This is a genomic window from Mesorhizobium sp. P2_D5, from assembly GCF_056404355.1.
Genome location: NZ_JBFUEE010000002.1, coordinates 1,251,196 through 1,260,787, shown reverse-complemented (window position 1 = coordinate 1,260,787; position 9,592 = coordinate 1,251,196). Strand labels below are relative to the sequence as shown.

Sequence of the window (9,592 nt, the reverse complement as noted above, 5' to 3'; positions counted from 1 at the left end):
CGCCGCGATGAACAAGCTTTCGCTCACGACCTTCACCTTGCTGCAGACAGTAACTTCCGTCGGTCTCTCGGCGTTGGCCTGGGTGGTGACCGGGGTGCGTCCGATCTGGAATGGCAGCCTGCCGTCCGACCGGCAGCGCATCTATTTCGCCAATCACACCAGCCATGGCGACTTCATCCTGCTGTCGGCCTGCCTGAGCGAGAAAGAGCGCGCCGTCACTCACGCGGTTGCCGCCGGCGAATACTGGGGAAAGTCGCGGCTGCGCCGCTTCATCGCCGAGGACATGCTGTCGTCGGTGCTCATCAACCGGCAATGGACGAGACCTGAAGAAAACCCGATCGAGATAATGCTGTCCGTTCTCGACCAGGGCCATTCGCTGATCCTGTTTCCCGAGGGCACGCGCAACATGACCGAAGAGCCGCTGCTGGCATTCCGCTCGGGGCTCTACAATCTTTCGATGGCACGGCCTGAGGTCGAGCTGATCCCCTGTTGGATCGAGAACATGTCGCGCGTGCTGCCCAAGGGCCAGTTCCTGCCGGTGCCGCTGCTGTGCCGCGTCGTCTTCGGCGCGCCTGTGGCTGTGGCTCCAGGCGAAGAACGCCGCGCCTTTCTCGAGCGCGCCCACGCCACGCTTCTGGCGCTCAACCCGCGCCCCGAGCGAGACGATTGATGCGCCACGAAATCTCCATTCTGATCATCGGCCTGCTTGCGGTGCTGACCACCGCCAGCATCGTCGCCGCCATACTTTCGGCGCGGGCGCCGAAGCCGCTCAGTTCAACGCTGGTCAACCTCACCCAGCGCATCAACGCCTGGTGGGTGATGGTGGTGTTGATAACGGTCGCCTTCTTCTTCGGCCGCGACGGCATGACCATCCTGTTCGCGCTGATTTCGTTTGCGGCGCTGCGCGAATTCGTGACGTTGACCCATACAAGCCGCAGCGACCATTGGGTGCTGCTCGGCATGTTCGGCATCATCATACCGTTTCAATACTGGCTGGTGTGGACCGCCTGGTACGGGCTCTTCGTCATCTTCATTCCGGTCTACTGCTTCCTGCTGATGCCGGCCATCACCGCGCTGCATGGCGACACCGAACGCTTTCTCGAGCGGATCGCCGCCCAGCAATGGGCGGTGATGATCTCGGTCTATTGCGTCAGCCATGTCCCGGCGCTGCTGACCCTCAATGTGCCAGGCTTCGAAGGCCGCAACCTGTTGCTGATCGCCTTCCTGATCATCGTCGTGCAAGGCAGCGACGTGCTGCAATACATCTTCGGCAAGCTGTTCGGGAAACACCGCTTCTCGCCGAACGTCTCGCCGTCGAAAACCTGGGAAGGCCTGATCGGCGGACTGGTGTCGGCGAGCCTGCTCGGCGCGCTGCTGTCATTCGTGACGCCGTTCTCGCCGCTGCAGGCGGCAGCCGTGGCCTTCGTCGCCTGCTCAATGGGTTTTCTGGGCGGGCTGGTCGCCTCGGCCATCAAGCGCGACCAGGGCGTCAAGGACTGGGGCCATCTGATCGAAGGTCATGGCGGCATGATGGACCGCACCGACAGCCTGGTCTTCGCTGCCCCGGTCTTCTTTCACATCGTGCGCTATTTCTGGACGGTGTGAGCGCCTGTTTGGAAACTCTACGCTGGGTCGGCTGAGCGCCAGACGCTTGACGGCGTAGGTGCGGCAGTCTCTTGTCCCGACAGGCTCGGCCGGCAAAAGAGGTGCCACATGGAAAAGATCATACTGGACTGCGACCCTGGGCATGATGACGCTATCGCCATCCTGCTGGCGGCAGGCAATCCACGGATCGATCTCCTCGGCATCACCACGGTGTCGGGCAACCACAATGTCGAAAACACCACGCGCAATGCCCTTTCGGTATGCACCGCCTACGGCATCAAGGTGCCGGTGGCGAAGGGCTCTCCCGGTCCGCTCCTCATCGATCAGGTGCTGGCCATCGAGATCCATGGCGAAACCGGGCTCGACGGCCCCGTACTGCCGCCCGCCTCGTTCGAACTCGACAAGCGCCATGCCGTCGACTTCATCATCGACACAGTCATGACGCATGAGCCGAAGACGATCACGCTGGTGCCGGTCGGTCCGTACACCAACATTGCACTTGCCGTGCGCAAGGACCCCCGCATCGTCGAGCGGGTGAAAGGGGTCGTCGCGATGGGGGGAAGTTATACCAGAGGCAACATCACGCCGGCGGCGGAGTTCAACGTCTATGCCGACCCGGAAGCCGCCGACGTGGTGTTCCGGGCCAACTGGGACGTCACCATGGTGGGGCTCGATCTCACGCACCAGGCGCTGGCCACCAAGGGACTTCAGGACAGGGTGCGCGCCGTCGGCGGCCCGATGGCCAAGTTCATCCTCGATATCTGGGAGTTCATTGCGACCACGCATGGGGGCCTCCTGCAGATCGAGTATCCTGCCATCCATGACGCGTGCTGCGTCGCGGCGATGATCGACCCGACCGTCTTCACCACCGAGAAGGCCGACATCCGCGTCGAGCTTGCCGGCCGTTGGACCAAGGGCATGACGGTCTGCAATTTCGAGAAGATGGGTGGCATGCACCATTTCGGCGGCACGGCGAGCGAGCAGGTCGACTTCCGCCACACCGTTGCGATGAAGCTCGACCATCAAAAATTCTGCGATTTGATCGTGGATGCGCTGGAGCGGCTGACGAGGCAGAAGGGGTGACACACACCCTTCCTCCGGACAGTCGTCGTAGCGATATCGCTATCTTCGTCCGTGACGTCACGCGCCCCGTGTGATCCAGCGAACTCTTGCCCACCGCGATCAGAGCCGGTCGACTTGCCGGTGAGGGTTGCGAACGCGCGCAGGGCGGGGTCTGGACCCCGCCCTGGACAGTCTACAAGAGCTTACTTGCCGGCGAGCTGCTTGGCGTTCTCCGCCGTGATCGCAGTCGTTTCCACCGTCACCGTCGAATCCACCGACGTCGCACAATCAAGCAGGATCTTCTTCGACATTTCGATCGCTTCCTTGGCACCGGTCGGATAGGTGAAGGTCGCGGCCCAGTCGCCTTTCGCCACCGCCTCGATGCCGCCGGCAGGTCCCGGCAAGCCGTCGGTGCCGATGATCTTGACGTCCTTGCCGGCACCCTTGGCAGCGAGCAGCGCGCCGGCCGCCATCATGTCGTTCGAGGCATAAAGCACCTTGATGTCGGGGTGCGCCTGCAGCATGGCCGAGAAGGCAGTCTGGGCTTTGTCCGGCACCCAGTCGGCGGCCTGCTCGGCGACGACCTGGATCTTGGCATTCTCCTTGACGCCATCCTTGAAGCCGTTCAGCCGTTCGACCGCGGGCGTGGAGCTTGGCAGTCCTTCGAGCACGGCTGCTTCGCCACCATCGGGCAGCAAGGTCTTGGCGGTATACTTACCCGCCTCGAGCGCGATCTTGTAATTGTCGCCGCCGATGAAAGCGGTGTAGTCCTTGCCGGGATCGCCGACCGTCTTGCGATCGAGTTCGATGACCGGGATGCCGGCATCCATGGCGCGTTTGACCGCCGGCGTCAGCGGTGCCGCCTCGAAGGGCGAGATCAGCAGCAAATCGACCTTCTGGGTGATGAAATTGTCGACCTGCGAGGTCTGCGTGTTGACGTTGCCGGCGCCGTCGGCGATCTGCAGCGTGAAGCCCGGCACTTCCTTGGCCGCCGCGGTCAGCTCGTCATTGACGTGCTGACGATAGGGTTCGGCATTGTTGGCTTGCGAAAAGCCGATGATGAACTGGCCGTCCTTGGCGCAGGCCTTGACCATGGGATCGGCAGCCTGGGCGGCTCCCGCGATGCACAGGCCAGCGCCTGCCAGAAGTGCTGCCTTGAGGGCACGCCTTTGTCTTGTGGTTTTCATACTCACTCTCCTCCTCGTCGGGCCGGGGCCAGACCTTGGTTGACTTCGACTTCCTGCCGCCAACCTCCTAACGACCCAAACCCTCGCGGCGACGAACGAGGGATTGAAGCACTGCCGCCAACACGATGATCGCGGCGGTCGCGAGCAGCTGCATGGCGGGGGTGATGTTGTTGAGCTGAAGGATGTTGGCGAGCGCGCCGAGCATAATGGTGCCGGCGACGGTGCCGACCATCGAGCCGGCGCCACCGAACAGGCTGGTGCCGCCGATGACCACGGCGGCAATCGCGGTAAGCTCGTAGCCCATGCCGTCATTGGCACTGCCAAAATTGAACTGGCCAGCATGCACGATGCCGGCAAGTGCGGCGGCAAAGCCGGTGATGGCGTAGACCGATATCTTGACCATCGACACCGGCACGCCGGAAATACGCGCCGCGCGCTCGTTGCCGCCGACGGCAAAGACATAGCGGCCGAAACGTGTGGTGTTGAGCACGATCGTGGCGATCGCGGCAAAGAAGATGAACACGATCGTCGCCACAGGCACGGTGTTGTCGAACAGCCGCTCACCCAGCACCGCGAACACCGGCGGCGCCAGCCCCGGCCCGTCGCCATAGGAAATGTTGATGTACTGATTGCCAGACACGACCAGCGCCAGTCCGCGCGCCGCCTGCAGGCCGGCGAGCGTCACGATGAACGGCTCGAGCCGGAAACGGCTGGAGATTGTGCCCTGGATGACGCCGAAGACGATGCCCATGACGAGCACCGCGAGGATGGTGGGGATGAGCCCGAAGCCGCCCGAAATCATCATCGATGCGGTGACGACGCTGGAGAGCCCGAGCACAGCGCCGACAGAAAGGTCGATGCCGGCGGTGATGATGACGAAGGTCATGCCGATGGCGATGATGCCGGTCTCGGACACGGCGCGAACGATGTTGGCGATGTTGTCGGGATTGAGGAACAAGATTTCGCCATGCCGCCGCGGCGAGAAGATGACCCCGCCGATCGCCACAACGACGAGGCCGATCAGGCTCTGGAAGCGCACCACCAAGGCTAGCGGATCGCGATGCACCGGTGCTGCGGCCACTGGGCCGCTTGCCGCCGAAATCTTCTGCTCAGACATCAGGCCTCCCTGCCATTTGCCGCGTCAAGCACCGTGTGCTCGTCAACGCCGCCGATGAATTCCGCCACGTTGCGCCCTTGGCGCAGCACCACGATGCGGTCGCACAGGCCGATCAGCTCCGGCATCTCGCTGGAAGCGACCAGGATGCCGAGGCCCTGTGCAGCCAGTTGCCGCAGCCGTGTGTAGATCTCACCCTTGGCGCCGACATCGACGCCGCGCGTCGGTTCGTCGAGCAGCAGCAGCCGGGGATTGCCGAGGATCTCCTTGGCGAGCACCACCTTCTGCTGATTGCCGCCCGAAAGCGCGCCGACGGCGATGTCGGGATTCTTCGGCCTGATATCGAACTGGCCGAAGGACTGCTTCACCGCGTCCGCCTGCCGGCGCGCCGACATCAGCCCGAAGGGTGAGATGCGCCGGATCACCGACATGACCAGGTTGAGGCCCACCGCCATCCTCAGCATCAAGCCGCTGCCGCGCCGATCGTCGGTGACGAAGGCGATGCCGGCGTCGCGTGCGGCCTTGATGGAATCGAGCTTTACCGGGCGGCCGTCGACCGCAACATCACCCTCCCAGCGGCCCGAAAGGCCGGTGCCGTAGAGCGCGCTCAAGAGCTCGGTACGCCCTGCCCCCATGATGCCGGCCAGCCCGACGATCTCACCCGCCTTGACGTCGAGCGAAATGCCTGTCGGCGGCTGCCATCCAGCGCTTTCATGGGCGAGCCTGAAACTCGCATTGCGCAGGCTGAGCAGCGTCTTGCCGGCCTCCCGGGCGCGTTCGGGATAAAGCTCATCCAGCGGTCGCCCGACCAGAAGGCGCACCAGCTCGGCCTGCGGCGCATGCGGCTCGGTGACGCCGGCGACGCGACCGTCGCGCATTACCGTAACCCGGTCGGCGATCTGCGGCACCTCTTCCAGGCGATGCGAGATATAGACGATGCCGACGCCGCTGGCGGCGAGCTTGCGCATAATGTCGAACAGCCTTTCGACCTCGCCCACCGTCAGTGCTGCCGTCGGCTCGTCCATGATCAGCACGCGCGACGCGTAGGAAAGCGCCTTGACGATCGCCACCACCTGGCGCTGGCCGATCGACAAGTTCGCCACCATGCTGGCGGGATCGATGGCAAGCTCTATGGCTTCGAGCCGTTTGCGGGCCTCGCTGCGCATCGCCGGCACGTCAAGGATGCCGCCCGGCCGCATCAGTTCGCGGCCAAGGAAGAGGTTGGCCGCCACGTCGAGCGTTGGCACCAGGTCAAGCTCCTGGAAAATGGTGGCGATGCCGGCCGCCTGCGCTTCACGCGGGTTGTTGAAGCGCACTGGCTTGCCGTCGATCTGGATGGTGCCCTCGTCCGGCGCATAGACACCAGACAACAGGTTCATGAGGGTCGACTTGCCGGCGCCGTTTTCACCGAGGAGCGCGTGGATCTCACCGGGCTTGAGGTCGAAGTCGACGCCACGCAGCGCCTGGACGCCGCCAAAGCGCTTGACCGCGCCGGTGACCGACAGCAGTGGCGCACTCATGCCGGCCTCGCGCAGGATTGACGGACCTGCAGCGCGGCCTGCAGCCGCACCGCCTGCGGCTCCAAACCGGTGGATGCGATGCGGGCGCAGAGCAAGGCAGCCGCCTGTCGTCCGATCTCGGTACAGGGCTGCGCGACAAGCGTCAGGCGCGGCTCGAAGCAGTCTGCCCATTCGAAATCGTCGAAGCCTGCAAGCGAAAGGTCCGCCGGGATCGAAAGGCCTCGTTCGCGGATCGCCCGCACCGCTCCGATCGTCGTCATGTTGTTGCCGGTGACCAATGCCGTAGGTGGCGAAGGCAATGACAGGATAGCGTGGGTCGATGCCGTTGCGCCCGCCGTGTCGACGTTCTCCGGCGAGACATAGTGCGGCAGGCACTCGAGTCCATTGGCGGCCAGCGACTCGCGAAAGGCGTCGATGCGTTCGCGCGTCGTCGCCAGATCCGGCTGGCCGGCGATGTAGCCGATGCGCTTGTGGCCGAAAGAGGCGACGTGATCGATCAGCGCGCGCATCGACGACTGGTTCTCGACGCCGATCTGGTCGAAGCGGTCGTCGGCGAAGCGGTCGATGAGCACGCAGGGCAGCTTCTTCTCCGCCAGATAGTCGATGGCCCGCTGCGGCGCGCCCGACGGCGCCAGGATGACGCCGTCGACCCGCCGCTGGTGGAAGGCGCGCACCACCGAAAGCTCGCGGTCGGGATCCTCCTGCGTATCAGAGAGGAAGACCATGAGGCCAAGGCGTGCACATTCGGCCTCCACCGCGCAGATGATGTCGGTGAAATAGGGGTTGGAAATCGCCGAGATCGCCAGGCCCACACTGTTGGTCGAGGCTACTTTCAACGATCGCGCCAGCTCGTTGGGCTGATAACCCATGGCGGCGATCGCATCATTGATGAGCTGCGCCTTCTGCGGCGAGACAAAGCGGGTGCGGTTGATAACATGCGAAACCGTCGAAACCGACACGCCGGCGCGGCGCGCGACCTCAGCCATTGTCGGCATGGTGACTCAAACGGAGTGCTGGCAAGCGCTCCTCCCTGATGATGCGTTCCAGTCCGCTCTCATTGGTCTTGGCGGATTTTGGGAAACCATAGGACCATCGAAACGTTTGCGCAATCGCTTCGATAGCCTTTTCCGGCCCAATTCTCGTCGCCCTCAAAAGATGGGCGTCTTGCAGGATCGGCCGATCACCTTCGTTTCGATTTTGCTCGATGCGCATTCGATGAAACTGACTGGGATATCCCTTGGCGCTGTCAAGCGACGCTCTGCCGAGGCTTATCCACTCAAGGCAACATTCCCGGCCCGCCGTGCCGCGGTCCTTGCCGCGCCGATAGCTCGAGGCGGTGGCGATGCCTGCACAAGCAGACGACCAACTCAACCAAACATCGGAAAATTTTCAGAAACGAATCGGGATTTTTTGGCCCCGACATCGCAAGACCATGCGGCTGGCGAAAAAGTCGCACTGTTCAAGGAGAAGAAAAATGAGCATGTCAAAGACCAAGGTCCTCATTGCCGGCGCCGGGCCGACCGGGCTGACGCTTGCGCTCTGGTTGACGCGGCTCGGCGTGCCGGTCCGCATCTTCGACAAGGCGTCCGGCCCGGGCGAAACCTCGCGTGCGCTGGCCGTCCAGGCACGGACGCTGGAGTTCCATCGGCAGATCGGCATCGTCGAAGACGTGCTCGCCGCCGGCGTGCGGATCGAACAGCTCACCGTGCACACGCCGGCCGGCATAGCAGCCAGGCTGCCGCTGGCCGACTTCGGCCGCGGCATCAGCCCCTACCCGTTCGCTTTCGCGTTGCCGCAGGACATCCATGAGCGCGTGCTGATCACGCACCTGGAACGTGCCGGCGTCGAGGTCGAGCGCGACACGGAGTTGGTCGCCTTCGAGGACAAGGGCGATGCTGTCGTCGTTACCCTGAACAGGGACGGCCGCACTGAAACGGTCAGTGCCGCCTACCTGGCCGGTTGCGATGGCGCTCGCAGCGCCGTGCGCCACGGGCTGAACATCGGCTTTCCCGGCGGCACATACGAACAGTCCTTCTACGTCGCCGACGTCGACGGTCGTGGCGACGTCACACGCAATGGCATGGACACTGTCATCAGCGCCTATGGCTTTGCCATCGTCATGCCGGTCCGGCAATCGGGCTCACTGCGCCTGATCGGCATCGTGCCGAAAGCGCATGAGGCCGATGAGTCGATCACCTTCGAGACGATCCGCGCCGATGTCGAGCGTGACACCGGCGTCAAGGTTCATCAGGTCAACTGGTTCTCGACCTACCGCGTGCATCATCGAGTCGCCGAGAATTTCCGCACAGGCCGGGTGTTCCTCGCCGGCGATGCCGGCCACATCCACAGCCCGGCCGGCGGCCAGGGCATGAATACCGGCATGGGCGATGCGGTTAACCTCGCCTGGAAACTGGCCGCCGTGGTTCAGGGGCGCGCCGACCAGCGCTTGCTCGACAGCTACGAGCCGGAGCGCATCGCCTTCGCCCGCAAGCTGATCGATAGCACCGACCAGGCGTTTCGGGTCGCCGCCAGCCGCTCGCGGCTGGTCGGGCTGTTCCGCCGCTACCTGATGCCGAAGATCCTGCGCATAGTGCTCGGGACGACGGTGGGATCGCGCGCGTTTTTCGGGCTGATTTCGCAGACCCGCATCCGCTACCGCGAAAGTCCGATCAGCAGCGGCAAGGCCGGTAAGATCGAGGGTGGCGACCGCCTGCCCTATATCGCCGGCACCAGGGACGACAATTTCGAGCCGCTGCGATCGCTGGATTGGCAGGTGCATGTCTATGGAGAACTCAATGCCGAGTTCCGGGCGATGCTTGCGCCCGCCGGTATCCCAATCCATGCCTTCGCCTGGTCGGACACGGCCAAGGCCGCTGGCCTGCAGCGCGACGGCGCCTATCTGGTGAGGCCGGACGGCCATGTCGCGCTGGCCTCGCCGGTCCAGGAGGCAGCGTCCTTCCAGCGGTACATTGCAGGCCTCGCCATCAGGCCGAGGATCGCCGAGCGCGCGCCCTATCGCATCTCGGGCACCATGCACAGCCTGGCTTGAATGCGCCAACCCAACGGCGGCGCATTCGCACGTACTGAAAAGACGTTTCATCATG

Annotated in this window: 9 protein-coding genes; 4 read left to right on the top strand and 5 right to left on the bottom strand. The window is 64.0% G+C overall.

Translation table 11 applies throughout. From position 1 onward, the window contains the following. The first annotated feature begins 7 nt into the window (after positions 1 to 7). The 3 genes from AC1DYW_RS12860 to AC1DYW_RS12850 all read left to right on the top strand — a co-directional run bounded on the left by AC1DYW_RS12860 (position 8) and on the right by AC1DYW_RS12850 (position 2,688). A complete protein-coding gene (locus AC1DYW_RS12860) occupies positions 8 to 670 on the top strand; it encodes a lysophospholipid acyltransferase family protein (RefSeq protein WP_477226370.1) in 663 nt (220 codons plus the stop codon). Continuing rightward, on the top strand, positions 670 to 1,605 hold the full coding sequence (locus tag AC1DYW_RS12855; RefSeq protein WP_457151782.1) for a phosphatidate cytidylyltransferase: 936 nt from the start codon (positions 670 to 672) through the stop codon (positions 1,603 to 1,605). Before AC1DYW_RS12860 ends, AC1DYW_RS12855 begins: the two co-directional genes overlap by 1 nt. Positions 1,606 to 1,713: 108 nt before the next feature. Then, the gene (locus tag AC1DYW_RS12850; protein WP_457151783.1) at positions 1,714 to 2,688 is read left to right on the top strand and encodes a nucleoside hydrolase; all 975 of its coding nucleotides are present in this window, start codon (positions 1,714 to 1,716) and stop codon (positions 2,686 to 2,688) included. A 182-nt stretch (positions 2,689 to 2,870) separates the two neighbouring features. On the opposite strand, the gene AC1DYW_RS12845 is transcribed toward AC1DYW_RS12850, so the two are convergent. The 5 genes from AC1DYW_RS12845 to AC1DYW_RS12825 all read right to left on the bottom strand — a co-directional run bounded on the left by AC1DYW_RS12845 (position 2,871) and on the right by AC1DYW_RS12825 (position 7,859). After that, complete coding sequence (locus AC1DYW_RS12845; protein ID WP_477226369.1) at positions 2,871 to 3,854, bottom strand: substrate-binding domain-containing protein; 984 nt, start codon at positions 3,852 to 3,854, stop codon at positions 2,871 to 2,873. 67 nt (positions 3,855 to 3,921) lie between these two features. Then, a complete protein-coding gene (locus tag AC1DYW_RS12840; protein ID WP_477226368.1) occupies positions 3,922 to 4,971 on the bottom strand; it encodes an ABC transporter permease in 1,050 nt (349 codons plus the stop codon). Continuing rightward, positions 4,971 to 6,488, bottom strand: a complete 1,518-nt coding sequence (locus tag AC1DYW_RS12835) for a sugar ABC transporter ATP-binding protein (protein WP_477226367.1) — start codon at positions 6,486 to 6,488, stop codon at positions 4,971 to 4,973. The genes AC1DYW_RS12840 and AC1DYW_RS12835 overlap by 1 nt, the downstream gene beginning before the upstream one ends. Then, entirely contained in the window at positions 6,485 to 7,483 is a 999-nt protein-coding gene (locus AC1DYW_RS12830) for a LacI family DNA-binding transcriptional regulator (protein ID WP_457150676.1), read from the bottom strand. The genes AC1DYW_RS12835 and AC1DYW_RS12830 overlap by 4 nt, the downstream gene beginning before the upstream one ends. After that, on the bottom strand, positions 7,467 to 7,859 hold the full coding sequence (locus AC1DYW_RS12825) for a hypothetical protein (RefSeq protein ID WP_477226366.1): 393 nt from the start codon (positions 7,857 to 7,859) through the stop codon (positions 7,467 to 7,469). The genes AC1DYW_RS12830 and AC1DYW_RS12825 overlap by 17 nt, the downstream gene beginning before the upstream one ends. A gap of 103 nt (positions 7,860 to 7,962) precedes the next feature. On the opposite strand from AC1DYW_RS12825, the gene AC1DYW_RS12820 reads away from it, so the two are divergent. Continuing rightward, positions 7,963 to 9,537 (top strand): FAD-dependent monooxygenase, encoded by a 1,575-nt coding sequence (locus AC1DYW_RS12820; RefSeq protein WP_477226365.1) that lies wholly within the window; start codon positions 7,963 to 7,965, stop codon positions 9,535 to 9,537. Positions 9,538 to 9,592 lie beyond the last annotated feature (55 nt).

Coding starts and splice junctions, on each gene's coding strand:
- AC1DYW_RS12860 (WP_477226370.1), top strand. CDS start 8: ATGAACAAGCTTTCGCTCACGACCTTCACCTTGCTGCAGACAGTAACT.
- AC1DYW_RS12855 (WP_457151782.1), top strand. CDS start 670: ATGCGCCACGAAATCTCCATTCTGATCATCGGCCTGCTTGCGGTGCTG.
- AC1DYW_RS12850 (WP_457151783.1), top strand. CDS start 1,714: ATGGAAAAGATCATACTGGACTGCGACCCTGGGCATGATGACGCTATC.
- AC1DYW_RS12845 (WP_477226369.1), bottom strand. CDS start 3,854: ATGAAAACCACAAGACAAAGGCGTGCCCTCAAGGCAGCACTTCTGGCA.
- AC1DYW_RS12840 (WP_477226368.1), bottom strand. CDS start 4,971: ATGTCTGAGCAGAAGATTTCGGCGGCAAGCGGCCCAGTGGCCGCAGCA.
- AC1DYW_RS12835 (WP_477226367.1), bottom strand. CDS start 6,488: ATGAGTGCGCCACTGCTGTCGGTCACCGGCGCGGTCAAGCGCTTTGGC.
- AC1DYW_RS12830 (WP_457150676.1), bottom strand. CDS start 7,483: ATGCCGACAATGGCTGAGGTCGCGCGCCGCGCCGGCGTGTCGGTTTCG.
- AC1DYW_RS12820 (WP_477226365.1), top strand. CDS start 7,963: ATGAGCATGTCAAAGACCAAGGTCCTCATTGCCGGCGCCGGGCCGACC.